The organism is Thalassococcus profundi, assembly GCF_003344785.1.
Classification (GTDB): Bacteria; Pseudomonadota; Alphaproteobacteria; order Rhodobacterales; family Rhodobacteraceae; genus Puniceibacterium; species Puniceibacterium profundi.
Genome location: NZ_QPMK01000007.1, coordinates 138516 through 163623, shown reverse-complemented (window position 1 = coordinate 163623; position 25108 = coordinate 138516). Strand labels below are relative to the sequence as shown.

The following is a 25108-nucleotide window of genomic DNA, read 5'->3' as shown; positions in this document are numbered from 1 at the left end:
TGGTTGTCTTTTTGGTTATCTGTCAGCCCCGCCCCCGTTGCGACGGGTGCCAGAACGTCACCGCCTTCTCGAGCAGTGCAACACCCCCATAGAAGGCCGATCCGGCGATCGCGGCAACGACGATTTCAGCCCAGACGAGATCGAGCGCAAGCTGACCCACCGAGGTCGAGATGCGAAACCCCATGCCGCGGATCGGAGAGCCGAAAAATTCGGCAACGATGGCCCCGATCAGCGCCAGCGTCGTGGCGATCTTCAGCCCGTTGAAGATGAAGGGCATCGCCGCCGGCAGCCGCAATTTCAGCAGCGTCGTCCAGTAGCTCGCCGCATAGGTGCGCATCAGGTCGCGCTGCATTGCACTTGCGGCCTGCAGGCCCTCGACCGTGTTCACGAGGATCGGAAAGAACACCATGACCACGACGATGGCGGCCTTGGACTGCCAGTCGAAGCCGAACCACATGACCATGATCGGGGCGAGCCCGATGATCGGCAGGGCGGCAACGAAGTTGCCCACCGGCAAAAGGCCACGGCGGAGGAAATCGAACCGGTCCGCGGCCAGCGCCACGGCGAAGGCGGCGAGGCCGCCGAGGACGTAGCCGGTCAGCGCGCCCTTGATCGCGGTCTGGACGAAATCCTCCCACAGGAGGCCGGTCGAGGCGGCAAAGCGCGCGGCGATGTCGCTGGGCGCCGGCAGCAGTACCGGGCTGATGTCGAAGCCGCGCACCGCGCATTCCCAAAGCGCCAGAAGCGTGAGACCGAAGGTCACCGGGATCAGCAGCCCGCCCCGCCCCTGCCGGGCAAGCCAGATGTTGAGCGCCCAGCCCGCGGCCCAGATCAGCAGCCCTGCCAGGATCCAGCTCATGCCATGCCCATCCGCTTCAGCACAAGCCGCTGCACTGCGCCGATGGTGCCCACCATCACCGCCGCCAGCACCGCCGCCATGATCAACGCCGACCAGATCTGGATGGTCTGTCCGTAATAACTTCCCGCCAGCAGCCGCGCGCCCAGCCCCGCGACGGCGCCAGTGGGCAATTCGCCGACGATGGCGCCGACAAGCGATGCCGCCATGGCGATCTTCATCGAGGTGAAGAGATAGGGCATCGACGAGGGCAGCCGCAGCTTGAGGAATTCCTGCGCGGCGCCGGCATTCCAGGTGCGCATCTGGTCCAGCTGCATCGCGTCGGGCGACCGCAGACCCTTGACCATGCCCACCACCACCGGAAAGAACGACAGGTACATGGAGATCATCGCCTTGGGCAGCAGTCCCGACAGGCCCATGGCATTGAGCACCACGATGATCATCGGCGCGATGGCCAGGATCGGCACGGTCTGGCTGGCGATGACCCAGGGCATGACGCTCTTGTCCATCACCCGGTTGTAGACGATCCCGATGGCCAGCGCGAAGCCCAGCGCCGTGCCCAGGGCAAAGCCCAGCAGGGTAGCGCTCAGCGTGATCCAGCTGTGGTAGACGAGGCTGCGTTTCGACGTGACCTTCTTGTCGATCACCGTGTCGTAGAGCTCGACCGCCACCTGGTGCGGCGCGGGCAGCTTCGGTTTCTCCTGGCTCCACGTCGCGGCCACCAGTTCGGTGACGCTCAATTCCTGATCCCCGCGCGCCGCCACGTCCCGTGCCCAGGGCGCATTGAGCCAGATTGCCGCCGCGTACCAGATCGCAAAGATCGCGGCGACGATGGTAAGGACGGGGATCAGGCTCTGGCGCACCGGCCCACCCCCTTCATCTTGCCGAATAAACTCATCTCCGACGCCGCCCCACGCGCCGCCGCCCGATCATTCCTCATAGGCATGCCCCGCGCGCAAACCCTCGCGCACCCGATGCGCGACCTCGAGGAATTCCGGCGTGTCGCGGATGTCGAGGGGCCGCTCCCTGGGCAGCGGGCTTTCGATCACGTCGGTGATCCGCCCCGGACGCGGCGACATCACCACGATCCGAGTCGACAGATAAACCGCCTCGGGGATCGAATGGGTGACGAAACAGATTGTCTTTTCCGTTCGTCTCCACAACGCCAGAAGCTGCTCGTTGAGGTGATCGCGCACGATCTCGTCCAGCGCGCCAAAGGGTTCGTCCATCAGCAGGATGTCCGCGTCGAAGGCCAGCGCCCGCGCGATGCTCGCCCGCTGCTGCATCCCACCCGAGAGCTGCCAGGGAAATTTCTTCTCGAAGCCGGAGAGCTCCACCAGGTCGAGAACACGCTTCACCCGCGTGTCTTGATCGGCCTTGGAATAGCCCATGATCTCGAGTGGAAGGCGGATATTGCCGCCGATGGTGCGCCACGGATAAAGCCCCGCCGCCTGGAAAACATAACCATAGGCCCGCGCCCTGCGCGCCTCTTCCGGGCTGACCCCGTTGACCGTCACCGTCCCGGCGGTCGGCTGTTCCAGGTCCGCCATGACCCGCAGGAAGGTGGTCTTGCCGCAGCCCGAGGGGCCGATGAAACTGACGAAATCGCCCTTGCCGACCTCGAGGTTCACGTCCCGCAGCGCGTGCACCGGGCCGTCGTTGGTCTCGAAGGTGAGATCGAGACTTTTTGCATATATCACATTAATTGCCAGACACCTTCTCTTGAAAAGTCATCCGAGCAGTTAGGTCGCCCTCAACAAACAACCAATCCGGTGCGTTGCCTCCCAATATCTCGATTATAAATTTTCTATTTTCGCGAATTTGCTTATCTTCCTGGTATCGAGACTCCCAATTTTCACCTGCCTCGAGAAATCGGCGTAAAGCAAAGAAGTACTTTCTCAATGCTACCGATCTATGGAAAAGCTCCTCAAGATAGTGTTCTGAGAACCTATATCTTGAAACACTATAACATTCTGCATTATCTGCATCTCGAACGAATGTAGCCTTTGATGCAGTCCAACTTTTAACTCCAAGGTGATTACGCACTACATCAATGGAGCCATGTGCAACCAAGTTTCTTACATAAAAAATTTCATCAACGGCGTAACTTAAATAATCCATGGAAAGATAACCATCCGAGTAGATTGGAATTCTACGCAGATCTGGAATAACCTCAATAATTTCCACGCAGAACGCAATCTTATGACGCCATTTCTTTGGAAATCGCTTACTTCGCGATCTGGAAAGCTCTGGGTGCTTTCTTGCAACTTCTGCAATGAACTGGTCGATTTCAAAATCTAAATTCGAGACTTCAGCCAAGTACAAACCGATCGAAGCATAGCTCTCTGCTTTCTCTTGAAAAGTCTCGGCAGGACCAAACGTGAGCATCACACCCCCGTCGCCGGGATGCCCGTCCGCTCCACGGGGCGCGGCGCGGTGAGTTCCTTCCAGGACGACAACGCCTTGCTGACCGGACCTGAGGGCTCGCGCTTGACGAACTGGCCGTGGCCGACCTCGTGGTGCATCTCGCCGTCGCGCACCGCCACCTGACCACGGGTCAGGGTGAAGCGCGGCAGGCCCTTGACATGCTTGCCCTCGAAGACGTTGTAGTCGATGGCCGACTGCTGCTTGCTGGCGGTGATGGTCTTTTCCTTCTCCGGGTCCAGCACGACGATATCCGCATCCGCCCCCACCAGGATCGCGCCCTTCTTCGGATAGACGTTGAGGATCTTGGCGATGTTGGTCGAGGTCACGGCGACGAATTCCTGCGGCGTCAGCCGGCCGGTCCCCACACCATAGGTCCAGAGCATCGGGATGCGGTCCTCGAGCCCGCCGGTGCCGTTGGGGATCTTGGTGAAATCGCCCACGCCAAAGCGTTTCTGGTCGGTGGTGAAGGCGCAGTGATCCGTGGCCACCACGGACAGCGATCCCGACTGCAGGCCGGCCCAAAGGCTGTCCTGGTGCTGCTTGTTGCGGAAGGGCGGCGACATCACCCGGCGCGCGGCGTGGTCCCAATCGGCGTTGAAATACTCGCTCTCGTCCAGCGTCAGGTGCTGGATCAGCGGCTCGCCCCAGACCCGCTTGCCCTGCTGGCGGGCGCGGCGAATGGCTTCGTGCGCCTCTTCGCAGGAGGTGTGGACGACATACAATGGCACGCCGGCCATGTCGGCGAGCATGATCGCGCGGTTCGTAGCCTCGCCCTCCACTTGTGTAGGCCGGGAATAGGCATGCGCCTCGGGGCCGGTGTTGCCCTGCGCCAGCAGCTTGGTCGAAAGCTCCGCCACCACGTCGCCGTTTTCGGCATGAACCAGCGGGATCGCGCCCAGTTCGGCGCAGCGGTTGAACGAGGCGAAGAGCTCGTCGTCGTTCACCATCAGCGCGCCCTTGTAGGCGAGGAAATGCTTGAAGGTGTTGATGCCGCGTTCCTTGACGACCTGTTCCATCTCGTTGAAGACCTGCTCGCTCCACCAGGTGATCGCCATGTGAAAGGAATAGTCGCAGGCGGCGCGGGTCGATTTGTTGTCCCACATCTGCAGTCCGTCGAGCAGACCCTGACCGGGGCTGGGCAGGCAGAAGTCCACCACCATCGTGGTCCCGCCAGCCAGTGCGGCGCGCGTGCCGCTTTCGAAATCATCGCTGGAATAGGTGCCCATGAACGGCATCTCGAGATGCACATGCGGGTCGATCCCGCCCGGCATGACGTAGCAGCCGGTGGCGTCCAGCACCTCGTCGCCCGTGAGGTCCGGCCCGATCTCGACGATCTTGCCGCCGTCGATCAGCACGTCGGCTTTGTAGGTCAGGTCGGCGGTGACGATGGTGCCGTTCTTGATGACTTTGGTCATGGCTGTCTCCCTGTCGTTCGTTTTATTGCGCCAGGCAAACCGGCGCGCCATCGGCGCTCAGCACCGGTTCCGCCGGGCCGCCGCTGGCGGGCACCACGGACTGGCAGCCGTTGGCATCGACCACCAGCTTGGCACCCACGGCATCGGTCACCACCATCGACCCGTCGGGCTGCAAACCGTCGGAATTGCCGCCGCCGCGCCCGAGATTGAACCCGCCGCACCCCGCCAGCAGCAGGACCAGCGCCAAAGCGATCCTCACGAGGCGATCTCCGCCGTCTCGACCACCGCATGCAGCAGCACATCCGCCCCTGCCGTGGCCCATTCCCGTGAAATCTCCTCGGCCTCGTTGTGGCTGAGACCGTCGACGCAGGGGCACATGACCATGGCCGTGGGCGCCACCTGGTTGATCCAGCAGGCATCGTGCCCGGCGCCCGAGATGATGTCCATGTGGCTGTAGCCCAGCCGTTCTGCCGCCGCGCGCACGGCGGCGACGCAGCCTTCGTCGAAGGCCACGGGATCGAAACCGCCGACCTTTTCAAAGGCGATCTCGAGCCCCATGTCGTCGGCGATCTTCTGGCCGTCGCTGCGCAGACGCGCCTCCATATCCTGGATCACGCTCAGATCGGGCGAACGGAAATCGACGGTGAAGACGACCTTTCCCGGGATCACGTTGCGCGAATTCGGGTAGACGTCGATATGACCCGCCGCGCCCACCGCGTGGGGTTTGTGCGACCAGGCGATCTCGTCGACCTTTTCCAGCACCCGTGCCATGCCCAGACCCGCATTGCGGCGCATCGGCATCGGAGTGGACCCGGTGTGACTGTCCTTGCCGATGATCGTCACCTGCGTCCAGCTCAGACCTTGGCCGTGGGTGACGACGCCGATCTGCTTGCCTTCGGCTTCTAGGATCGGGCCCTGTTCGATGTGCAGTTCGAAAAACGCGTGCATCTTCCGCGCGCCCACCGGTTCCTCGCCGCGCCAGCCGATGCGGTCCAGCTCGTCACCGAAGCGCAGGCCCTTGGCATCGGTGCGGTCCTCGGCCCAGTCCTGCTGGTGAACACCAGCAAAAACCCCCGACGACAGCATCGCGGGGGCGAACCGCGTGCCCTCCTCGTTGGTCCAGTTGGTGACCACGATCGGGTGTTTGGTCTCGATCCCCAGGTCATTGAGAGTGCGGATGATCTCGAGCCCGCCCAGCACGCCCAGCACGCCGTCGTACTTGCCGCCCGTTGGCTGGGTGTCGAGATGGCTGCCCACGTAGACCGGGTGCGCCTCGGGGTCGGTGCCGGGACGGGTCGCGAACATGTTGCCCATGGTGTCGAGCCCCATGGTGCAGCCCGCCGCCTCGCACCAGCCCTGGAACAGTGCGCGGCCCTCGGCATCGGCATCGGTCAGGGTCTGGCGGTTGTTGCCGCCCGCGACGCCTGGGCCGATCCTGGCCATCTCCATCAGGCTGTCCCACAGCCGGTCGCCGTCGATGCGCAGGTTTTCGCCCTGTGCTGCCACCCGTGCTGCCATGCCATCCCCCTGCAGAAGTCGCGGTCGCGGTGTTATCTGTTGCGCCCGCGGCGCTTGTTTTTTACCATTTGGTCAAGGCACGATTGCAACGCCTCCCGAGACTGTCAAGGTTTGACATTGGGCCAAGTATGCAATCGCAAGGTGCCGCTCATTTCCTGCCCGCCGCGGCATCAAGACCGGAGAGGCCGATGCCGCAACCCGCTTCCGAAACGATACCGAAAAAGCCCAGCCGCATACAACTGCGCAATCGCCGCATCATCCTCGACGCGGCGCTGGACGTCTTTTCGCAGCACGGATTCCGCGGTGCCACGCTGGACCAGATCGCCGAGGCGTCGGGCCTGTCCAAGCCCAACATCCTTTATTACTTCGACGGCAAGGAAGCGATCCATGTGGAGCTTCTGAACGCGCTGATGGCCGAATGGCTGGCGCCGCTGACCGATCTCGACCCGGACGGCGATCCGCTGGAGGAGTTGCTGGGCTACATCCGCCGCAAGATGGAGATGAGCCAGGCCTATCCGCGCGAAAGCCGTTTGTTTGCCGGAGAGATCATCCAGGGCGCGCCGCGCATGGGGCCACACCTGAGTGCCGGGCTGAAACCCCTGTTCGACGAGAAATGCGCGCTGATCCAGGGCTGGATGGACGCGGGCCGGCTGGCGCCGATGGACCCCGGGCACCTGATATTCTCGATCTGGGCGATGACCCAGCACTACGCCGATTTCGACGCGCAGGTCTGCGTGCTGATGCCGGACGAGGCCCGCGCCAGGGACGGCGCGACGCGGCATGTGGAACAGATGTTCCGAAAGGTTCTCACGCCCTGAGCCTCAAACGAGCGGCCGTATCTCGGAACCAGGCACCTGGCCCGAGGTCGCCCGGCAGCCAGCGGGATGCCGCTCCGACCTCTCCGCTCTGCGCTTTTTACTTGCACCATCCGGACGACCACGATGCTCAACACCAGACCCAGCCAAAGCGGCAGCCCGTCTTGCCAGAGGCGAGCAGTTGTTGGGTGGCGCACCTTCGATGCGACGGGCTGGCTGCCGCTGCCCGGCGGCCGCGAGCGGCCTTGACTCCGGGCGGTGAAACAGACCTGACATCGCCCGGCAGCAAGCGGGCCGGGTCCCCCCTACTCCGCCGCCTTCACCGCACCGGGATTGTTCGGATGCGTCGTCCAGTTGGCATACTCCGCCGCGACCTTGCGCCCGGTGCGCGGGTCCACCGCCCCGGCGGGCATCTGCTCCATGGTGATGCAGTCCTCGACCGGGCAGACGTTGACGCACAGGTTGCAGGCCACACATTCGTCGTCCTTGACCTCGAACACCCGCTCCGGCGACATCGAGATCGCCTGGTGCGAGGTGTCCTCGCAGGCGGCGAAACAGCGGCCGCAGGAAATGCAGAGGTCCTGGTTGATCCGCGCCTTGGCCACGTAGTTGAGGTTCAGATGCTGCCAGTCGCTCAGATTCGGCACGGCGCGGCCCACCAGTTCGGATGTCGCGGCCATGCCCTTCTTGTCCATGTAGTCCGACAGGCCCGAAATCATCTCCTGCACGATCTTGAAGCCGTAGGTCATCGCCGCGGTGCAGACCTGCACGTTGCCCGCGCCCAGCGCCATGAACTCCGCCGCGTCGCGCCAGGTGGTGACGCCGCCGATGCCGCTGATCGGCAGATGCGCCAATTCGGGCGTTCGGGCGATCTCGGCCACCATGTTGAGCGCGATGGGCTTCACCGCCGGGCCGCAATAGCCGCCATGCGCACCCTTGCCGTCGATGGTCGGCTCGGGTGCGAAGAGGTCCAGATCCACGCTCGTGATCGAGTTGATCGTGTTGATCAGCGACACCGCATCGGCACCACCGGCCAACGCCGCCGCGGCGGGTTTCTTGATGTCGGTGATGTTGGGCGTAAGCTTCACGATGCAGGGCATCCGGGTGTTTTGCTTCACCCAGCGCGTCACCATCTCGATGTACTCGGGCACTTGCCCCACCGCCGACCCCATGCCGCGTTCGGACATTCCGTGCGGGCAGCCGAAGTTGAGCTCGACCCCGTCGGCGCCGGTTTCCTCGACCAGCGGCAGGATCGCCTTCCACGCCTCTTCCTCGCAGGGCACCATCAGCGACACCACCATGGCACGGTCGGGATAGTCGCGCTTGACCGCCTTGATCTCGCGCAGGTTCACCTCGAGCGGGCGGTCGGTGATCAGTTCGATGTTGTTGAGCCCCAGCAGGCGGCGGTCGGCGCCCCAGATCGCGCCGTAGCGCGGGCCGTTGACGTTGACGATGGGCGGGCCGGCCTCGCCGAGGGTCTTCCAGACCACGCCGCCCCACCCTGCCTCAAAGGCGCGGCGGACGTTGTATTCCTTGTCCGTGGGCGGCGCCGAGGCCAGCCAGAACGGGTTGGGGCTCTTGATGCCCACAAAGTCGGTGGTCAGATCGGCCATTTCAATCCTCCTCGGGCGACAGATGTGCCGCATAGTCCGCCAGCAGGTCCTGGTAAACCTCGACCGGCGGCATGGTCTCAAAGCTGTGCTCTGCCGGGGTCGCGACCCAGGGCAGTTTCTCGGATGTGCAGGTTTCGATGAAGGGCACGAAGCCGCGGGCGTCGTCCAGCAGAACCGCGCGGACATTCACGATGGCGTCGACGCCCGCGACACGGGTGAAAACCCAGCTCAGGCAGTCCGGGCAGTGATGGTGATGCAGGTCCGGCCCGCGCAAGCCGCCCAGCTGCGTCTGTCCTTTCGTCACCTCGAAGCCGTCGGCGGGCACGATCAGCGTTGTGGAAAAGGGCGCACCGGTCATCCGCTTGCAGCCCGCGCAATGGCAGGCCGAGGTCATCATCGGCTGGCCCGTGATGCGGAACCGCAACCCGCCGCAGCGGCAGCCGCCCTCTGCGGACAGAGCATGGCGCGGGTACACGGCCTCGCTCATGTGGCCAGCGCTGCGTGTATGTCCTCCGCCGCGTCGCGCCCTTGGGCCACGGCGGTCACGGTCAGGTCTTCGCCGCCCGCCGCACAGTCGCCCCCGGCCCAGACCCCGTCGAGCGAGGTGCGCCCGGCCCCCGTCACCGCGATCTTGCCGCCGGCAAGGTCAGGCAGGTCGGCGCCGGTCAGGCTCTGACCGATGGCCTTGAAGACCTGGTCGGCGGCCAGCCGAAAGGTCTGGCCGGTGGGTTGAAGCGCGTCGTCGGTGTATTCGAACTCGATCTCGCGCACCGATCCGTTGCCATGCACCGCCACCGGCGAGGCGTTGCAGATGATCCGCACGCCCTTCGACGCGGCCAGCTCCTGTTCGTAGCGGCTGGCGTTCATCCGGGCGCGGCCGCGGCGGTAGACGATGGTGACGTTGAGCGCACCCAGCAGCTTCGACTGCACCGCCGCGTCCACCGCCGTCATGCCGCCGCCGATCACCACCACGTCACGGCCCACCGGCAGGGCACTCAGGTCCGGCGTCTGGCGCAGGTCGGCGATGAAGCCCACCGCGTCCAGCACGCCGTCCTTCTCCGCCCCCGGCGCCGAAAGCGCGTTCACGCCGCCCAGGCCGATGCCGAGGAACACCGCGTCATGGTCGGCGCGCAACTCCTCCAGCGTGATGTCGCGACCCACGGCCTTGCCGGTCTGCATCTGGATGCCACCGATCTGCATCAGCCAGTCGACCTCGCGCGCCGCGAAATCCTCGGTCGATTTGTAGGCGGCGATGCCGTATTCGTTGAGGCCGCCAGGTTTTTCGCGGGCATCGAAGACCACCACGTCGTGACCCTTCATCGCCAGCCGGTGCGCACAGGCCAGGCCCGCTGGCCCCGCCCCCACCACGGCGATCTTGCGGCCCGTCGGATCTGCGCGGCGGAACGGATGCACGCCCTTGGCCATCAGCCCGTCGGTGGCATAGCGCTGCAGGCGCCCGATCTCGACCGGCTTGCCCTCGGCCATCTCGCGCACGCAGGACTCTTCGCAGAGCGTCTCCGTCGGGCAGACCCGCGCGCACATCCCGCCCAGGATGTTCTGGCTCAGGATCGTCTTGGCCGCAGCATCCGGCGTGCCGGTGGCGATCTGCCGGATGAAGAGCGGAATGTCGATGTCAGTTGGACAGGCGGTGATGCAGGGCGCGTCATGGCAGAAATAGCAGCGATCCGCCGCCACCACCGCCTCGTGGTCCGTCAGGGGCGCGTGCAGGTCGGTGAATCCGGCCGCCAGCTCGTCGGCATTGAGCCGTCCCGCGATCACGCCCTCGGCCAAGGCTTTTGCATCCATCCGGCAACTCCCGTCTCTGTTGTCACGGAAAAGCTGTCACAGGATAATTTTTTTATCAACTGGTAAAATTTAGGTGGTTTGCAAACGGTCAGCCATGCATGTGGCGAAGCCCGGCTATTCCGAGCTGTCGGCGGTCTATGCTGCAGGTGCAGCATACCTTGATCGGCAAGGGAGGGCAGACATGAGCCCCGAAGATCAAAGGATTGAAACGATGGCAGATATCAGCACACACACGGCATATTCCGATGCTCCGGCACGCGGCTGGACCCAGACGATCATCTCCGCTCCGATGGCGGCGCTGCGCTCTGTCGGCCGCTTCTTCGTCCTGCTGGCCGAGACCAACAGCCGGGTGAAAGCGATCGAACACCTGAACACCTTGAGCGACGCGCAACTCGCCGAGCGCGGCATCAAAAAGCGCGAAGACATCGCGCGTCACGTCTTCCGAGACCTGTTCTACGTCTGAGACCACGCCGGTCGCCATACACACAGAAATCAGACCGCCCTCTCGCCTCCGTGCGACGAGGGCGGTTAGCTGTCCGGCCCCAGGGTCCGCTCCGAAGAGAGTGCGGGAAGAATGGTCCGGGCTGGCACTGACAAAAAAGGCCGCGTCCCTCGAGACGCGGCCTTTGTCGTTCTTGGTGGGCTGCCCGAACCTTAGTTCTGGGCGTAGAATTCGATGACGAGGTTCGGTTCCATCTGCACCGCGAAGGGCACGTCCGACAGACCCGGCATGCGCACGAAGGTCGCGGTCATCTTGGAGTGGTCGACCTCGAGGTAATCGGGCACGTCGCGCTCGGGCAGTTGCACGGCTTCGAGCACCGACACCAGTTGCTTGGACTTCTCGCGGACCTCGATCACGTCGCCTTCCTTCACACGGTAGGACGGGATGTTGACGCGCTTGCCGTTGACCAGGACGTGGCCGTGGTTGACGAACTGGCGCGCGGCAAAGACGGTCGGCACGAATTTCGCGCGGTAGACCACGGCGTCGAGGCGGCGCTCGAGCAGGCCGATGAGAAGCTCGCCGGTGTCGCCGCGCAGACGCTCGGCCTCGGCAAAGATGCGGCGAAACTGCTTTTCGGTCAGGTCGCCGTAATGGCCCTTGAGCTTCTGCTTGGCACGCAGCTGCAGACCGAAGTCCGACAGCTTGCCCTTCCGGCGCTGGCCGTGCTGGCCGGGGCCGTATTCGCGGCGGTTGACCGGGGATTTCGGACGACCCCAGATGTTTTCGCCCATCCGGCGGTCGAGTTTGTACTTGGCAGAGGTGCGTTTGGTCACCGTCTGATCTCCTTCGTTCAGGTTTCGAAGGGCGTTGTCCTCTCCCTGGATGTCGCCAGGTCGACAGGCATCCCCTTGCGGGGGCCACCAACACCAATGAGCGCGCCGGATACGGCAGGTCGGCGCCGGTGTCAACGGCCTCTGTTCGCCTGCGCGCGCGACGCTGCAGACGGGCCCGCGTAAACCCGCCCTTAAGCCCTGTGGGCGATTGTGGCGCCGGGATGGCGAAGGACACAGACTCATGACAGACCGCAGAGTCCAGATCGGGCCGGCCGATGCACTGTCCGCAGCGGTGGACACGCGCGACCGCAACACGATCGCCATGGTCACGGAGGCGATCCGCCATCGGCAGGTGTTGATGGCCTACCAGCCCGTGGTCCAGTCGGCGCGGCCGGACCGGGTCGCCTTTCACGAGGCGCTGATTCGCGTCATGGACGACACCGGGCGGATCATCCCCGCCAAGGAATTCATCGCCACGGTCGAAGAGACCGAAACCGGCCGCCTGCTGGACTGCATCGCGCTCGACAAGGGGCTGGGCGCCCTTGCCCGCGTGCCCTGGCTGCGGCTTTCGGTCAACATGTCGGCGCGCTCAATCGGATACCGCAAGTGGCGGCGCATCCTGTCACGCGGGCTCGACCGCGATCCGACCGTGGCGGAACGGCTGATCCTGGAAATCACCGAAAGCTCCGCCATGCTGGTGCCGGACCTCGTGGCAAGCTTCATGCAGGATGTGCAGGCGCGCGGCGTGTCCTTCGCGCTGGACGACTTCGGCGCCGGCTACACGGCCTTCCGCCATTTCAAGGACTTTCACTTCGACATCCTCAAGATCGACGGTCAGTTCATCCGCGGCATCGCATGCGATCCCGACAACCAGGTGATCACCGCCGCGCTGCTGTCCATCGCACAACAGTTCGACATGTTCACCGTCGCGGAATTCGTCGAAAACGCCTCCGATGCCGCCTACCTGGCCGGCCTTGGGGTGGACTGCATGCAGGGCTACTATTTCGGCGCGCCGACAGTACAGCCGCCCTGGCAGGACAGCGCCGGCGACGCGCGCAGCGCCTGACCCGCGCGCCCGGTAGCCGCGGGCCGTTTCATCCTTTATCACTGCCAGGCAACCCCCGGGGGTTGTGAGTCGCGTCAGCGGCGATCATGCTCGGGATAAAGGCATAGTCTGGAGGACCATAATGACCAATGTTGTAATCGCATCCGCCGCCCGCACGGCCGTTGGCAGCTTTAGCGGCTCATTCGCCAACACCCCCGCGCATGACCTCGGCGCCGCCGTGCTCGAAGCGCTCGTGGCCCGCGCCGGGATCGAGAAATCCGAGGTGAACGAGACGATCCTGGGTCAGGTCCTGACCGCCGCCCAGGGCCAGAACCCGGCGCGGCAGGCGCATATCAACGCTGGTCTGCCGCAGGAATCCGCCGCCTGGGGCATCAACCAGGTCTGCGGCTCGGGCCTGCGCGCCGTGGCGCTTGGCGCGCAGCACATCCAGCTGGGCGATGCCGACATCATCTGCGCCGGCGGTCAGGAGAACATGACGCTGTCGCCCCATGCCGCGCACCTGCGCGCCGGGCACAAGATGGGCGACATGAAGTATATCGACACGATGATCCGCGACGGTCTCTGGGACGCCTTCAACGGCTATCACATGGGCCAGACCGCCGAGAACGTCGCCGAAAAGTGGCAGATCAGCCGCGAGATGCAGGACGAGTTCGCCGTCGCCAGCCAGAACAAGGCCGAGGCCGCGCAGAAGGCCGGCAAGTTCGATGACGAGGTCATCCCCTTCACCGTCAAGACCCGCAAGGGCGACATCGTCGTCGACAAGGACGAATACATCCGCCACGGCGCGACGCTCGAAGGCATGCAGAAGCTGCGCCCCGCCTTCACCAAGGACGGATCGGTGACCGCCGCCAACGCGAGCGGGCTCAACGACGGCGCCGCGGGCGTCCTGCTGATGAGCGCCGAGAATGCCGAGAAGCGCGGCATCGAGCCGCTGGCGCGCATCGTCTCCTACGCCACCGCGGGCCTCGATCCGGCCATCATGGGCGTCGGCCCGATCCACGCGAGCCGCAAGGCGCTGGAAAAGGCCGGGTGGAAGCCCGAGGACCTTGACCTTGTCGAAGCCAACGAAGCCTTTGCCGCGCAGGCCTGCGCCGTGAACCAGGACATGGGCTGGGATCCGGCCATCGTGAACGTCAACGGCGGCGCCATCGCCATCGGCCACCCGATCGGCGCATCGGGCGCGCGGGTTCTGAACACGCTGCTCTTCGAGATGAAGCGCCGCGACGCCAAGAAGGGCCTCGCAACCCTTTGCATCGGCGGCGGCATGGGCGTCGCCATGTGCGTCGAACGCACGTAAAAGCGGATCGGAACGGGCCCTTCGGGGCCCGTTTCCCCATCCCATGACCCGACTTCCTCAGAATCCCGACCAGATCGTCTTTTCCGGCGGCGGCCTGCGCTGCTTCTGGCAGGGCGGCTTCCTGACCCGGCTGGGCCAGGACCGGACCTGGCGCCCGAAGCGCGTCACCGGCGTCAGCGGCGGTGCGCTGGCCGGGGCCGCGTGGCTGGCCGGCAAGGGACAGGCGCTGCTGGACGAGATGTGCAGCCGGTTCGAGAAACGCGACACCAATATGGACCTCTTCGACGCCGACGAGGATGGTATCACGCCGCATCAGCGCATCTATTGCGACGTGGTGGCGACGGTGATGGACGAGGCCGCGACGGCGAGGGTCGCCGACGGCCCGCAGTTCCAGATCCTGATCGCGCATCCGCCCGACACCGGTGCGCCGACCCTGACCGGCACCGCGCTGGCCGCGGCCTACGAGGCAGAGCTCAATGTGATGAACGCGCCGCATTTCGGATGGGCCGAAAAGATGGGTCTGACCGCGCATCTGGTAGACGCCAACCAGGCGGCGCGCGAGGGGCAGCTGGTGGATCTCATCAACGCGGCCGCCGTCATACCGCCGGTGTTCGAACCGCCGCTCTGGAACGGGCGCCGCGTGGTGGACGGCGGCATGGCCGACCAGGCGCCGATGCCCGACCCCGACGAGGGCCAGACGGTGATCCTGCTCACGCGGGAGTACAAGCGGATCCCGGACACACCGGGCCGCATCTACGTCTCGCCCGGCAAGGAAACGCCTGCGGACAAGATCGACTTTACCGATCCGCAGAAACTGCGCGACACCTGGGACCTGGGGGCCCGCGATGCGGAAAGATATTTGCGCAATGGTTGAGTAATATTGTTGCGCATCAACTCTCGAAAAGATAACGAATTTACCCAAGACGCCTGAAAACGGAGGATATCATGGCAAGAGTTGCACTCGTCACCGGGGGGAGCCGCGGAATCGGCGAAGCCATTTCGAAAGCGCTGAAAGCGGAGGGTTACGAGGTCGCCGCCACCTACGCCGGCAACGACGAGGCCGCGGCCAAGTTCACCGAGGCCACGGGCATCAAGACCTACAAGTGGAACGTCGCCGACTACGAGTCGAGCAAGGAGGGCATCGCCAAGGTCGAGGCGGATCTAGGCCCCATCGACGTGGTGGTGGCCAATGCCGGCATTACCCGCGACGCGCCGTTCCATAAAATGACGCCCGAGCAGTGGAAAGAGGTGATCGACACCAACCTGACCGGCGTCTTCAACACCGTGCACCCGGTCTGGCCCGGCATGCGCGAACGCAAGTTCGGTCGGATCATCGTGATCAGCTCGATCAACGGTCAGAAGGGGCAGTTCGCGCAGGTCAATTACGCGGCGACGAAGGCGGGCGACCTCGGCATCGTGAAATCGCTGGCCCAGGAAGGCGCGCGCGCCGGGATCACCGCCAACGCGGTCTGCCCGGGCTACATCGCCACCGAGATGGTGATGGCCGTGCCGGAAAAGGTGCGCGAGTCGATCATCGGCCAGATCCCCGCAGGCCGCCTGGGCGAACCGGATGAGATCGCGCGCTGCGTGGCGTTCCTGGCCTCGGACGACGCCGGGTTCATCAACGGCTCGACCATCTCGGCCAACGGCGCGCAGTTCTTCGTCTGACCGGCTCTTCCGCCCTTGCGGGCGTCCTCGCTTACAAACGCCCCGGTCCACCCGGGGCGTTTTCGTGCGCGGCTGCACAATATCGGCGCGGCGCTGACAGTTTCCTTGCAAATCCGCGCGACTATATTCGGTGCAATGAACAGGAGGACACCATGATCAAGGACATCAACGGGCTGCACCATGTCACGTCTCTGGCGAGCGGTGCGCAAAGCAACAACGATTTCTTCACCAAGACGCTGGGTTTGCGCCGGGTCAAGAAGACCGTAAATTTCGACGCGCCGGATGTGTATCACCTCTATTACGGCGACGAGGTCGGCACCCCCGGCACCGTCATGACCTACTTTCCCTTTCCCAATGCCGCGCCGGGCCGCAAGGGCACCGGAGAAGTCGGCACCACCGCCTTTTCGGTGCCGAAGGGCAGCCTGACCTTCTGGCAGGAGCGCTTGGGCAAGCACGGCGTCACCGGGCTCGAGACCGAGACGCGGTTCGGCGAGAAACGCCTGCGCTTTGCCGGGCCGGACGGCGACGGCTTTGCCCTGGTTGAGACCGGGGACGACGGCCGCGCCCCCTGGACCGGCAACGGTGTCGGCGCGGACCAGGCGATCCGCGGCTTCCACTCCGCCGACATGCGGCTGCGCGACACCGGCGGTAGCGCCGAGCTGCTGCGCTTCATGGGCTACGAGGAACTGGACCGCGCAGAGGGTGTGACCCGGTTTCATGTGCCGGACGGCAACGAGGCTAACGTAATCGACCTCGTGCAGGTCGAGGCACCCCGGTCTGACCAGGGCGCGGGGTCGGTGCACCACATCGCCTTTTCCGTCGACAACCGGGAAAAGCAGCTGGCGGTGCGGAAGGCGCTGACCGACACGGGCTACCAAGTCACGCCCGTGATCGACCGGGACTATTTCTGGGCGATCTATTTCCGCAGCCCCGGCGGCGTGCTCTTCGAGGTCGCGACCAACGAGCCCGGCTTCGACCGGGACGAGGACACCGCGCATCTGGGCGAGGCGCTGAAACTGCCGAGCCAGCACGAACACCTGCGACCGCGTCTGGAAAACGGCGGGCTGGAGCCGATCCATGACTGACTACGTCACGGCCGAGACCAGGGGCGCCGAGGGCGCGCCCCTGGTGCTGACCTTCCACGGCACCGGCGGCGACGAGCGGCAGTTCCATGACGCGGCGTCGAGCCTGGTGCCAGGCGCGCATGTGATCTCTCCGCGCGGGGACGTGTCCGAGAACGGCATGAACCGGTATTTCCGCCGCACCGGCGAGGGCGTCTACGACATGGAGGACCTTGCCCGCCGCACGGCGGCCATGGCGGCGTTCGTCGCCGAGGCGAAGGCGCGGACGGGGGCGGCGCGGGTGATTGCGCTCGGCTATTCCAACGGCGCCAATATCTCCGCCTCGGTGGCGCTGGTGCGCCCGGAGCTTTTCACCGATCTCGCCCTGCTGCATCCGCTGATTCCCTGGCGGCCCGAACCGCAGCCGGGCTTGTCGTCGGCCCGTGTGCTGATCACCGCAGGCCGGCGCGATCCGATCTGCCCGCCGCAGCTGACGCAGGATTTCGTGGACTATCTGAAAGCGCAGGGGGCGGATGTGCAGGATGTCTGGCATCCGGGCGGGCACGATATCGCGCCCGCAGAGATCGACGCCCTCAGGGATTTCCTGTCGGAAATGTCCTGAAACTGCGCCTGTTTGGCCCGGGCCGGAAAGGCGCCGGGCCGGGTCGCATCAGTGCATCGTCTGCGCCGACAGGCGCGTGATCTCTTCCTTGATGCGCAGCTTTTGCTTCTTCAGTTCGGCGACGTGCAGATCGTCCACTCCCGGCGCGCGCTGCGCCTGTTCGACCTCGGTCGAAAGGGATTGATGCTTTCTCTTCAGTTCCTGCAGGTGCGAACTCAAGCTCATGTGGACCTCCTATGGATGGGTTGGGATTTCAGTGCAGCATAGAATTCTCATTCTGTCACGCTGCAGTCGCATCATACCGTTACCAAAGCGTTACCTTGCCTGTTGAACGGGCAGGGTCAGCGAGGCATCGCCAATGCTGCGCCATCGCGCAGAATTACCTTAATATCAGGGTTGTAAGCTTCGAAATCCCCCTTATGTGCGGCGCCTTCGTGCAGGACCAAGGGGGCATGGAGCCGAAACGCAGCGTTTCCCTGGCGGCGCGCCTGCACAATGACCAGTTTCGGGTCGCGATCCGCGCGTGGCGCCAAAGGCAGAACGCGGACCGAGTGCAGGTGCGCCTGGAATGCGGTCAGAAGCTCCGGCAGACGCTCGGCGCGCTGGATCATCGTCACGGTGCCGCGCGGATCAGTGCGGCGCGCGGCGACCGCCACCCAGTCGGCCATGGGGCGGTCGGTGGCAAGCCCGGTCTCGCGGCCCGCATCCCCGGCGGCCACCCGCGACCCGGCGCTGAAATAGGGCGGATTTGCCAGCACGTGCATAAACTGCCGTTGCCGCAGGTCGGAGGGCAGATCGCTCAGGTCGGCGCAGGTGACGTCTGCCGCGATGTCGTTCAGCGCCGCGTTGCGTCGGGCAAGATCGGCATAGCCCGGCTGAACCTCGACACCGCAGACCTGCACGCCCGGCACTCGCACCGCCAGCGCCAGCATCGCCGGTCCCGCGCCGCAGCCCAATTCGAGCACGCTGTCGCCCGTGCTGGCGGGAACGGCGGCGGCCAGAAGGATCGGATCGACCCCGGCGCGGTAGCCGTCGCGGGGCTGCCAGAGCTTGAGACGACCGCCGAGGAAATCGTCGCAACTGAGCGCATCCCCGGAAAAGGGCTCAGTCCTCAAACCGCACCCCGTTCATGCGCAGGATGCGTTTGGCGTCGTCCAGATCGGCGCTGCGCACCATCAGCCGCCGCGGCAAAATGCCGATGCTGCCTTCGAGGACGCTCATGTTTACGTCCAATTCAAAGGTGGGTATACCCTCGTCCTCAAGAATGGTGCGGGCGAGCGGGATCAGTGTGATGTCATTGGTGCGCAAAAGCTCTTCCATGACGGATAGATAAGGACGCCGCGCGCCGCTGTCGAGCCGCGCCGAGGGAGAATGATGAGCTTGGACACCCCCGTCGCAAAGCCGCATGACCGGCTCGCCGCCACGCTGGACGCGGACCTTGCAGAGGTGAACGCGCTGATCCGCGCGCGCATGGCTTCGAAACACGCGCCGCGCATCCCCGAGGTCACGGCGCATCTGGTCGATGCGGGCGGCAAGCGCCTGCGCCCGATGCTGACGCTGGCCGCCGCCCGGATGTGCGGCTATGGCGGGCCGTACCATGTGCACCTGGCCGCGACGGTGGAATTCATCCACACCGCGACGCTGCTGCACGACGACGTGGTCGACGAAAGCGCGCAGCGGCGCGGGCGGCCCACGGCGAACCTTCTGTGGGACAACAAGTCGAGCGTGCTGGTGGGCGACTACCTCTTTGCCCGCGCGTTCCAGCTGATGACCGAGACCGGCAATTTGCGGGTGCTGAACATCCTCTCCGACGCCGCCGCCACGATTGCAGAGGGCGAGGTGCTGCAACTGACAGCCGCGCAGAACCTGGCCACGACCGAGGCGATCTACCTGCAGGTGGTGCGGGGCAAGACGGCGGCGCTGTTTTCGGCGGCGACCGAGGTGGGCGGCGTCATCGCGGGCGCGGACGATGCGCAGGTGCAGGCGCTTTTCGATTATGGCGACGCGCTGGGGATTGCTTTCCAGATCGTCGACGACCTGCTGGACTACCAGGGCGACGCCAAGGCCACGGGCAAGAACGTCGGCGACGATTTCCGCGAGCGAAAGCTGACCCTGCCGGTGATCAAGGCGGTGGCGATGGCCGATGCCGAGGAACGCGCCTTCTGGTCGCGGACCATCGAAAAGGGCGACCAGCGCGATGGCGACCTCGACCATGCGCTGGACCTCTTGCACCGGCACGGAACGCTCGACGCCACGCGGACAGAGGCGCTGACCTGGGCCGAAAAGGCCAAGGCCGCGATCCTGACCCTACCCGAAAGCGACCTGCGCGACATGCTGGCGGACCTGTCGGATTACGTGGTGGCGCGAATCAACTGACCTTGGGGCTGGCGCTGGTGCGGGTGGCGACAACCCACCAGCCGGGATGCCGGGCGGCGATTTCCTGCGCCGCGGTTTTCGCCGCCACTTCGTCCGGATAGATGCCGAAACATGTGGCGCCAGAACCGCTCATACGCGACAGCTCTGCATCTTTCAGTGCCGCCAACGCGTCGCGGATCGCGGGCGCGATGCCGCAGGCGGGCTCTTGCAGATCGTTGCGCTGATCCAGAAGCCAGCGCAGGAAAGCGCCGCGGTCGGGCCATGCGCCGCAGACGTCCATCGCCGGATTGTCGCGGCGGTCCATGGCGCGGAAGACGTCCGGCGTCGCCACATGCGCACCGGGATTGACGAGCACGAGGTCCAGCGCCGGAACGTCCGGGACGGGGGACAGGCGCTCTCCGACCCCTTGCATCCGTTGCGGCGCGCCCGACAGGCAGACGGGCACGTCGGCGCCAAGCGACAGCGCGACATCGGCCCCTGCCCCCCTGCCCGCAATCGCGCGCAGGACCGCCGCCGCGTCAGACGATCCGCCGCCGATCCCCGCGCCATGCGGCAGGTTTTTCTCCAAAGCGATATGCCCGCACCACGCCGCCGCCTCTGCCGCGCGCCAGACCAGGTTGCGCGCATCGGTGGGAACGCCGGTGGCGAACGGACCAGAGAGGTCGATCCGCATCGCAGGACCTGGCGTCAGGGTCAGGCGGTCGCCGACATCGGCAAAGACCACGAGGGAATCGAGCAGATGATAGCCGTCGGCACGCTGGCCGGTGACGTGCAGGGTCAGGTTCAGCTTGGCCGGGGCGAAGGCCTCAGTTGCTGCCATTGGCCACGGCGAGGGGCGGCGCGCCTTCGTCTTTCAGCACAGTATCCAGCCCGACCTCGAGCTTGCGCCGGATGCGCTCCGGGTCGGCGTCTTCCGACACGTCCTCGAGATCGACGAAGGACAGCGCCCGGCGCCACTGGAATTCCGCCTCGAGCTTGCGTCCAACGGCCCAGTAGACGTCGCCGAGGTGATCGTTGACCACCGGGTCCACCGGCATCAGCTCGGCCGCCCGTTCCATGTGGCCGACCGCCTCGTCGTAGCGGCCCAGACGGTAGAGCACCCAGCCCAGGCTGTCGACGATATAGCCGCTGTCGGGGCGCGCGGCGGCGGCGCGTTCGATCATCTCCAGCGCCTCGTCCAGCTGCTCCTGCCGTTCGACCAGCGAATAGCCAAGGTAGTTCAGCACCTGCGGCTGATCCGGGTTGAGCTCCAGCGCCGCGCGGAAATCCGCCTCGGACTCTTCCCAGTTGCCGAGCCGTTCGTGACAGATGCCGCGTGCATAGTAGAGGAACCACTGCGACGGCGCGGGCTCGGAAAAGGTGTCGAGCGCGCGGGTATAGGCCTCGATCGCATCCTGGAACCGATCCTGCTGGCGCAGGGTGTCGCCCAGCGTCGACTGCACGACAGGCAGGTCGCCGTGGGTGCGGGTCAGCTGTTCCAGCACCTCGATCGCGGCATCGGTCTTCTCATCGGCCCGCAGGGCCCCGGCGCGCCCCAGTTCGGCGGCGTGAAAGGACGGGTCGTCGCGGCTCACGGTCTTGTAGGTCTGCACGGCCAGGTCGTGCTGACCAAGCTGCTCCAGCAGTTCCGCCGTCAGCAGGATCGCGTCGGTATGATCAGGCCGCAGGTATTGCGCGACGCGGGCATAGAGCAGGGTAAAGTCGTCGTTGCCTTCGTTGCTGAGCGCGCCGGCGAGGGTATAGAAGACCTCGGCCAGGCCGTCGCGCGCGCTGCGGATATGGGTGAAGGACAGCCGTTCCCCGGCTGCGAGATCGGCGCGCATCTGCGAAAGACCCGGATCGGTATCGGCGCCGAAGGCGTCGTCGATCAAGGCCACGGCTTCCTCGTTGCGCTCCAGCTGGCTGAGGATCTCGGCCCGCGCCATGACACCACGGCGGGTCAGTTGCATACCGCCCGCCACCTGCGCGGCAAAGAGCGCCTCGGCACCCTCGAAATCGCCGACCGAAGCGAGCGCGAGAGCCTTGTGATAGCTGGCGAAGGGCCCCAGCCCATCGGATTGCGCCATCTCGTCGAACTGCACGATGGCGGCGCTCATATCACCGCGGCCCAGTTCGGCCCAGGCCTTGGTCAGCCCGTCCACGAGCGGCCCCGCGCCGCGGTCCTCGGAAAGCTGGCTCAGGATGCCGGTATAGTCTTCCTTGGCGCCCAACTCGGCCACGCGGACCATCTGACCGGCCTGGCTGCGCTGGCCCTTTTCGGCCAGCTTTTCGGCCAGGGCGATGGCGCGCTCCATGTCGCCCAGCGCCAGGTTGGACAGGATGCCCAGTTCGAGCAGTTCGGCGTTTTCCGGATCATAGATGATGGCGCGGCCGTAATGCTCGGCCGCCGCCTTGAAATCGCCGGTCATGCTGGCGTGGCGCGCGGCCAGGTAGTCGCCCGCAAGTCCCGGAGCCTGTGCCAAGGCCGGACCGCCCAGAACCAGCGCCAAAGCGGTACCGCGCAACAGTGTCTTTGCCCAATCGCCCAATTCCCGTGCCTCCTGCCTGATCACGATTGGCAGAGCGTATCCTTTGCACGGTAAGGGTGCAATCCATGGCGCAAGCGAAGGCTTGCCGGGTGTAGAAACGATTCTGTGAGCGCCGAAAGCGCGGGCGTTCGGGGCGGGTGATCACGTCAAAGTCGCGGGGTACCCTGTCCGAAAACGGGCCCGGAGCGCCGGACGGGCGGACCGTTCCAGCCGTCGGCCGATCTATCGGCTCCTCTTCGTGCCGGACCGGTCCCGCCCCGCTTGCCTTACATGTTGGGGTAATTCGGCCCGTCGCCGCCCTGCGGCACCGTCCAGTTGATGTTCTGGCTCGGGTCCTTGATGTCGCAGGTCTTGCAATGCACGCAGTTCTGGAAGTTGATCACGAACTTCGCATCCTTGCCCTCTTCCTGCACGAATTCATAGACCCCCGCCGGGCAGTAGCGCGCCGAGGGGCCGGCGTATTTCGGCAGGTTCACGCTCACCGGGACGCTGTCGTCCTTGAGCTTGAGATGCGCGGGCTGGCTTTCCTCGTGGTTGGTAAAGCTGAAGGCCACGTTGGTCAGCCGGTCAAAGCTCAGCTTGCCGTCGGGTTTCGGGTAGTCGATGGCCTTGAACTTCTTGGCCTCGCCCGTCGCCTCGGCGTCGGACTTGCCGTGACCCATGGTGCCAAGCGGCGACAGGCCGAAGGTGTTCGCCCACATGTCCATGCCGCCCAGGGTCAGCGATGCCAGAAGCCCGCGCTTGGACCACATCGGCTTTACGTTGCGCACTTTCCAGAGATCCTTGCCGATGGCGCCGGTGCGGACTTCGGTCTCGTAATCCGACAGCTCGTCCGACGCACGACCCGCCTTGAGCGCCGCATGCGCTGCCTCTGCGGCGGCCTTGCCCGACAGCATGGCGTTGTGGTTGCCCTTGATGCGCGGGACGTTGACCATGCCCACCGAACAGCCCAGCAGCGCAACGCCCGGGGCCACCATCTTGGGCATCGACTGGAACCCGCCTTCGGAGATCGCACGGGCGCCGTAGGCGACGCGCTTGCCGCCTTTCAGCAGCTCCGCGACCATCGGGTGATGCTTGAACCGCTGGAATTCCATGTAGGGAAAGAGGTGCGGGTTCTCGTAGTTGAGATGCACCACGAAGCCCACGTAGACCTGGTTGTTCTCCAGGTGATAGATGAACGACCCGCCGCCCGCGTTCTTGCCCAGCGGCCAGCCCATGGTGTGGGTGACCGTGCCTTCGCGGTGCTTCTCGGGGTCGATTTCCCAGATTTCCTTCATGCCAAGGCCGTATTTCTGCGGCTCCTTGCCCTTGGCGAGGTCGTACTTGGCGATGACTTCCTTGGAAAGCGAGCCGCGCACGCCTTCGGACAGGAAGACGTACTTGCCATGCAACTCCATCCCCGGCTCGGTGTTGGGGCCGTAGCTGCCATCGGGTTCGAGCCCGAAGACGCCTGCGACGACGCCCTTGACCTCGCCATTGTCGCCGTAGACCAGTTCGGAACAGGACATGCCCGGAAAAATCTCGACACCCAGTGCCTCAGCCTGCTCGGCCATCCAGCGGCAGACATTGCCCATCGACACGATGTAATTGCCGTGGTTCGACATCAGCGGCGGCATCGGGAAGTTCGGCACGCGCAGCTTGCCCGCCTCGCCCAGCATGTAGAAATTGTCCTCGCGGACCGGCACGTTCAGCGGCGCGCCTTTCTCCTTCCAGTCGGGGATCAGCGCATCGAGGCCCACCGGGTCCAGAACCGCGCCCGACAGGATATGCGCGCCGACCTCAGAGCCCTTTTCCAGCACGACCACGTTCAGATCGGCGTCCAGTTGCTTGAGGCGGATCGCGGCAGACAGGCCCGCGGGTCCCGCCCCGACGATCACCACGTCATATTCCATCGCTTCGCGTTCGATATCGGCCATGTCTGGCGGCTCCCCTGTTGCTGTCCGGCGTGACCCCGGCGAAAACTTTACCGAATGGAGCTAAACCAGCCCCCCGCTCAATTCAATCGGAACACGACGTAAAACCGCGCGAACGCGACGATTGCACCGGGTCGCCAGCCGGATCGGCCCGCGTCCGAAGCGTCCGGCGCGGACCGCGGCGGACCCTTGCCCCAGGGGCGCGCGGGCGGGCGGTCATGGACGGCCGACGGAGGCGGCGGCGGGCCGCGCGCGCCCGGATTCCCGCTTGCATTCGGACGCTGGCAATGCTCACTTGAGCGTGAGTTCTGACAAACGACACCGCCATTCCGAAAAGGGATGTGCGGTTCAATTTTTTGGGTGACCCATGGAAAAGATCCTGATGACCCGGGCGGGCAACGACGCGCTTCAGGCCGAGTTGAAACAGCTCAAATCCGTCGAGCGTCCGGCCGTGATCCAGGCGATCGCGGAGGCGCGCGAACTGGGCGATCTGAAGGAAAACGCGGAGTACCACTCGGCGCGCGAAAAGCAGGGATTCATCGAGGGCCGGATCAAGGAACTCGAGGGCGTGCTGGGCCTTGCCGAGGTGATCGACCCGAAGACGCTGAAGGGCCCCATCAAGTTCGGCGCCACGGTCACGTTGGTCGACGAGGACACCGACGAGGAAAAGGTCTGGCAGATCGTCGGAGAGCACGAGGCCAACATCGAAAAGGGCCTGCTCAACATAAAATCGCCGATCGCCCGGGCGTTGATCGGCAAGGAAGAGGGCGACAGCGTCGAAGTGCGCACGCCCGGGGGTGACAAGTCCTACGAAGTGCTCAAGATCGCCTATGTCTGAGTAAGACGGGAACG

27 protein-coding genes are annotated in these 25108 nt (G+C 65.1%); 10 read left to right on the top strand and 17 right to left on the bottom strand.

What is annotated here, in order from left to right:
* Window positions 1-22: 22 nt before the first annotated feature.
* The 7 genes from DU478_RS11765 to DU478_RS11740 all read right to left on the bottom strand — a co-directional run bounded on the left by DU478_RS11765 (window position 23) and on the right by DU478_RS11740 (window position 6204).
* Entirely contained in the window at window positions 23-859 is an 837-nt protein-coding gene (locus DU478_RS11765) for an ABC transporter permease (protein ID WP_114511160.1), read from the bottom strand.
* Window positions 856-1719 carry an ABC transporter permease gene (locus DU478_RS11760; RefSeq protein WP_114511159.1) on the bottom strand — a complete coding sequence of 288 codons (864 nt, stop codon included), beginning with the start codon at window positions 1717-1719 and terminating at the stop codon, window positions 856-858. The genes DU478_RS11765 and DU478_RS11760 overlap by 4 nt, the downstream gene beginning before the upstream one ends.
* Window positions 1720-1785: 66 nt before the next feature.
* A complete protein-coding gene (locus DU478_RS11755; RefSeq protein ID WP_407703159.1) occupies window positions 1786-2562 on the bottom strand; it encodes an ABC transporter ATP-binding protein in 777 nt (258 codons plus the stop codon).
* Entirely contained in the window at window positions 2558-3244 is a 687-nt protein-coding gene (locus DU478_RS22680) for a hypothetical protein (protein WP_158545771.1), read from the bottom strand. Before DU478_RS22680 ends, DU478_RS11755 begins: the two co-directional genes overlap by 5 nt.
* Complete coding sequence (gene hydA / locus DU478_RS11750; RefSeq protein WP_114511157.1) at window positions 3244-4698, bottom strand: dihydropyrimidinase; 1455 nt, start codon at window positions 4696-4698, stop codon at window positions 3244-3246. The genes DU478_RS22680 and hydA overlap by 1 nt, the downstream gene beginning before the upstream one ends.
* Before the next feature lie 22 nt (window positions 4699-4720).
* Window positions 4721-4957 carry a hypothetical protein gene (locus DU478_RS11745; RefSeq protein WP_147276337.1) on the bottom strand — a complete coding sequence of 79 codons (237 nt, stop codon included), beginning with the start codon at window positions 4955-4957 and terminating at the stop codon, window positions 4721-4723.
* Window positions 4954-6204 carry a Zn-dependent hydrolase gene (locus tag DU478_RS11740; RefSeq protein ID WP_114511177.1) on the bottom strand — a complete coding sequence of 417 codons (1251 nt, stop codon included), beginning with the start codon at window positions 6202-6204 and terminating at the stop codon, window positions 4954-4956. Before DU478_RS11740 ends, DU478_RS11745 begins: the two co-directional genes overlap by 4 nt.
* A gap of 200 nt (window positions 6205-6404) precedes the next feature.
* Between DU478_RS11740 and DU478_RS11735 the strand changes: the two genes are divergently transcribed.
* A complete protein-coding gene (locus DU478_RS11735; RefSeq protein WP_114511155.1) occupies window positions 6405-7034 on the top strand; it encodes a TetR family transcriptional regulator C-terminal domain-containing protein in 630 nt (209 codons plus the stop codon).
* Window positions 7035-7336: 302 nt separating this feature from the next.
* Here DU478_RS11735 and preA read toward each other — a convergent pair whose 3' ends face one another.
* The 3 genes from preA to DU478_RS11720 are packed head-to-tail and all read right to left on the bottom strand — an operon-like array spanning window position 7337 to window position 10450.
* The gene (preA, locus tag DU478_RS11730; protein WP_114511154.1) at window positions 7337-8644 is read right to left on the bottom strand and encodes an NAD-dependent dihydropyrimidine dehydrogenase subunit PreA; all 1308 of its coding nucleotides are present in this window, start codon (window positions 8642-8644) and stop codon (window positions 7337-7339) included.
* A 1-nt stretch (window position 8645) separates the two neighbouring features.
* Window positions 8646-9131 carry a GFA family protein gene (locus DU478_RS11725; protein WP_114511153.1) on the bottom strand — a complete coding sequence of 162 codons (486 nt, stop codon included), beginning with the start codon at window positions 9129-9131 and terminating at the stop codon, window positions 8646-8648.
* Window positions 9128-10450, bottom strand: a complete 1323-nt coding sequence (locus DU478_RS11720) for an NAD(P)-dependent oxidoreductase (RefSeq protein WP_114511152.1) — start codon at window positions 10448-10450, stop codon at window positions 9128-9130. The genes DU478_RS11725 and DU478_RS11720 overlap by 4 nt, the downstream gene beginning before the upstream one ends.
* A gap of 211 nt (window positions 10451-10661) precedes the next feature.
* On the opposite strand from DU478_RS11720, the gene DU478_RS11715 reads away from it, so the two are divergent.
* Window positions 10662-10913: a DUF1127 domain-containing protein gene (locus DU478_RS11715; protein ID WP_233501208.1), complete on the top strand. Its 252-nt coding sequence runs from the start codon at window positions 10662-10664 to the stop codon at window positions 10911-10913.
* Between the two features lie 191 nt (window positions 10914-11104).
* Here the strand turns inward: DU478_RS11715 and rpsD are convergent, their stop codons facing one another.
* Complete coding sequence (gene rpsD, locus DU478_RS11710) at window positions 11105-11725, bottom strand: 30S ribosomal protein S4 (protein WP_114511151.1); 621 nt, start codon at window positions 11723-11725, stop codon at window positions 11105-11107.
* Window positions 11726-11966: 241 nt separating this feature from the next.
* Here rpsD and DU478_RS11705 point away from each other — a divergent pair, with 241 nt between their 5' ends.
* The 6 genes from DU478_RS11705 to DU478_RS11680 all read left to right on the top strand — a co-directional run bounded on the left by DU478_RS11705 (window position 11967) and on the right by DU478_RS11680 (window position 17439).
* Entirely contained in the window at window positions 11967-12791 is an 825-nt protein-coding gene (locus DU478_RS11705) for an EAL domain-containing protein (RefSeq protein WP_114511150.1), read from the top strand.
* A 121-nt stretch (window positions 12792-12912) separates the two neighbouring features.
* Complete coding sequence (locus DU478_RS11700; protein WP_114511149.1) at window positions 12913-14088, top strand: acetyl-CoA C-acetyltransferase; 1176 nt, start codon at window positions 12913-12915, stop codon at window positions 14086-14088.
* Between the two features lie 43 nt (window positions 14089-14131).
* Entirely contained in the window at window positions 14132-14962 is an 831-nt protein-coding gene (locus DU478_RS11695; RefSeq protein WP_114511148.1) for a patatin-like phospholipase family protein, read from the top strand.
* A 71-nt stretch (window positions 14963-15033) separates the two neighbouring features.
* Window positions 15034-15756 carry an acetoacetyl-CoA reductase gene (gene phbB / locus DU478_RS11690; RefSeq protein WP_114511147.1) on the top strand — a complete coding sequence of 241 codons (723 nt, stop codon included), beginning with the start codon at window positions 15034-15036 and terminating at the stop codon, window positions 15754-15756.
* 152 nt (window positions 15757-15908) lie between these two features.
* Window positions 15909-16841 carry a VOC family protein gene (locus DU478_RS11685; RefSeq protein WP_114511146.1) on the top strand — a complete coding sequence of 311 codons (933 nt, stop codon included), beginning with the start codon at window positions 15909-15911 and terminating at the stop codon, window positions 16839-16841.
* Window positions 16834-17439: an alpha/beta hydrolase gene (locus tag DU478_RS11680; protein WP_114511145.1), complete on the top strand. Its 606-nt coding sequence runs from the start codon at window positions 16834-16836 to the stop codon at window positions 17437-17439. Before DU478_RS11685 ends, DU478_RS11680 begins: the two co-directional genes overlap by 8 nt.
* Window positions 17440-17487: 48 nt before the next feature.
* Here DU478_RS11680 and DU478_RS11675 read toward each other — a convergent pair whose 3' ends face one another.
* The 3 genes from DU478_RS11675 to DU478_RS11665 form a co-directional block, all read right to left on the bottom strand.
* Complete coding sequence (locus DU478_RS11675; RefSeq protein WP_114511144.1) at window positions 17488-17664, bottom strand: YdcH family protein; 177 nt, start codon at window positions 17662-17664, stop codon at window positions 17488-17490.
* Window positions 17665-17780: 116 nt separating this feature from the next.
* Window positions 17781-18554 carry a tRNA1(Val) (adenine(37)-N6)-methyltransferase gene (locus DU478_RS11670; RefSeq protein WP_114511143.1) on the bottom strand — a complete coding sequence of 258 codons (774 nt, stop codon included), beginning with the start codon at window positions 18552-18554 and terminating at the stop codon, window positions 17781-17783.
* Window positions 18544-18759, bottom strand: coding sequence for a putative signal transducing protein (locus tag DU478_RS11665; protein ID WP_114511142.1), 216 nt, complete (start codon window positions 18757-18759; stop codon window positions 18544-18546). Before DU478_RS11665 ends, DU478_RS11670 begins: the two co-directional genes overlap by 11 nt.
* A gap of 54 nt (window positions 18760-18813) precedes the next feature.
* On the opposite strand from DU478_RS11665, the gene DU478_RS11660 reads away from it, so the two are divergent.
* Window positions 18814-19815, top strand: coding sequence for a polyprenyl synthetase family protein (locus tag DU478_RS11660; protein ID WP_114511141.1), 1002 nt, complete (start codon window positions 18814-18816; stop codon window positions 19813-19815).
* Here DU478_RS11660 and DU478_RS11655 read toward each other — a convergent pair.
* The 3 genes from DU478_RS11655 to DU478_RS11645 form a co-directional block, all read right to left on the bottom strand.
* The gene (locus tag DU478_RS11655) at window positions 19808-20635 is read right to left on the bottom strand and encodes a 4-(cytidine 5'-diphospho)-2-C-methyl-D-erythritol kinase (protein ID WP_114511140.1); all 828 of its coding nucleotides are present in this window, start codon (window positions 20633-20635) and stop codon (window positions 19808-19810) included. The genes DU478_RS11660 and DU478_RS11655 overlap by 8 nt on opposite strands.
* Entirely contained in the window at window positions 20622-22343 is a 1722-nt protein-coding gene (locus DU478_RS11650) for a tetratricopeptide repeat protein (protein ID WP_114511175.1), read from the bottom strand. Before DU478_RS11650 ends, DU478_RS11655 begins: the two co-directional genes overlap by 14 nt.
* A 266-nt stretch (window positions 22344-22609) precedes the next feature.
* On the bottom strand, window positions 22610-24259 hold the full coding sequence (locus tag DU478_RS11645; protein ID WP_114511139.1) for an electron transfer flavoprotein-ubiquinone oxidoreductase: 1650 nt from the start codon (window positions 24257-24259) through the stop codon (window positions 22610-22612).
* Between the two features lie 364 nt (window positions 24260-24623).
* On the opposite strand from DU478_RS11645, the gene greA reads away from it, so the two are divergent.
* On the top strand, window positions 24624-25094 hold the full coding sequence (gene greA, locus DU478_RS11640) for a transcription elongation factor GreA (RefSeq protein WP_114511138.1): 471 nt from the start codon (window positions 24624-24626) through the stop codon (window positions 25092-25094).
* The last annotated feature ends 14 nt before the right edge of the window (window positions 25095-25108 follow it).

What these genes read in the sequence shown, in the direction of transcription:
- DU478_RS11765 (WP_114511160.1), bottom strand. Translation starts at nt 859, where the DNA reads ATGAGCTGGATCCTGGCAGGGCTGCTGATCTGGGCCGCGGGCTGGGCG.
- DU478_RS22680 (WP_158545771.1), bottom strand. Translation starts at nt 3,244, where the DNA reads ATGCTCACGTTTGGTCCTGCCGAGACTTTTCAAGAGAAAGCAGAGAGC.
- hydA (WP_114511157.1), bottom strand. Translation starts at nt 4,698, where the DNA reads ATGACCAAAGTCATCAAGAACGGCACCATCGTCACCGCCGACCTGACC.
- DU478_RS11735 (WP_114511155.1), top strand. Translation starts at nt 6,405, where the DNA reads ATGCCGCAACCCGCTTCCGAAACGATACCGAAAAAGCCCAGCCGCATA.
- preA (WP_114511154.1), bottom strand. Translation starts at nt 8,644, where the DNA reads ATGGCCGATCTGACCACCGACTTTGTGGGCATCAAGAGCCCCAACCCG.
- DU478_RS11725 (WP_114511153.1), bottom strand. Translation starts at nt 9,131, where the DNA reads ATGAGCGAGGCCGTGTACCCGCGCCATGCTCTGTCCGCAGAGGGCGGC.
- DU478_RS11720 (WP_114511152.1), bottom strand. Translation starts at nt 10,450, where the DNA reads ATGGATGCAAAAGCCTTGGCCGAGGGCGTGATCGCGGGACGGCTCAAT.
- DU478_RS11715 (WP_233501208.1), top strand. Translation starts at nt 10,662, where the DNA reads ATGGCAGATATCAGCACACACACGGCATATTCCGATGCTCCGGCACGC.
- DU478_RS11705 (WP_114511150.1), top strand. Translation starts at nt 11,967, where the DNA reads ATGACAGACCGCAGAGTCCAGATCGGGCCGGCCGATGCACTGTCCGCA.
- DU478_RS11700 (WP_114511149.1), top strand. Translation starts at nt 12,913, where the DNA reads ATGACCAATGTTGTAATCGCATCCGCCGCCCGCACGGCCGTTGGCAGC.
- DU478_RS11695 (WP_114511148.1), top strand. Translation starts at nt 14,132, where the DNA reads ATGACCCGACTTCCTCAGAATCCCGACCAGATCGTCTTTTCCGGCGGC.
- phbB (WP_114511147.1), top strand. Translation starts at nt 15,034, where the DNA reads ATGGCAAGAGTTGCACTCGTCACCGGGGGGAGCCGCGGAATCGGCGAA.
- DU478_RS11685 (WP_114511146.1), top strand. Translation starts at nt 15,909, where the DNA reads ATGATCAAGGACATCAACGGGCTGCACCATGTCACGTCTCTGGCGAGC.
- DU478_RS11680 (WP_114511145.1), top strand. Translation starts at nt 16,834, where the DNA reads ATGACTGACTACGTCACGGCCGAGACCAGGGGCGCCGAGGGCGCGCCC.
- DU478_RS11675 (WP_114511144.1), bottom strand. Translation starts at nt 17,664, where the DNA reads ATGAGCTTGAGTTCGCACCTGCAGGAACTGAAGAGAAAGCATCAATCC.
- DU478_RS11665 (WP_114511142.1), bottom strand. Translation starts at nt 18,759, where the DNA reads ATGGAAGAGCTTTTGCGCACCAATGACATCACACTGATCCCGCTCGCC.
- DU478_RS11660 (WP_114511141.1), top strand. Translation starts at nt 18,814, where the DNA reads ATGAGCTTGGACACCCCCGTCGCAAAGCCGCATGACCGGCTCGCCGCC.
- DU478_RS11655 (WP_114511140.1), bottom strand. Translation starts at nt 20,635, where the DNA reads ATGGCAGCAACTGAGGCCTTCGCCCCGGCCAAGCTGAACCTGACCCTG.
- DU478_RS11645 (WP_114511139.1), bottom strand. Translation starts at nt 24,259, where the DNA reads ATGGCCGATATCGAACGCGAAGCGATGGAATATGACGTGGTGATCGTC.
- greA (WP_114511138.1), top strand. Translation starts at nt 24,624, where the DNA reads ATGGAAAAGATCCTGATGACCCGGGCGGGCAACGACGCGCTTCAGGCC.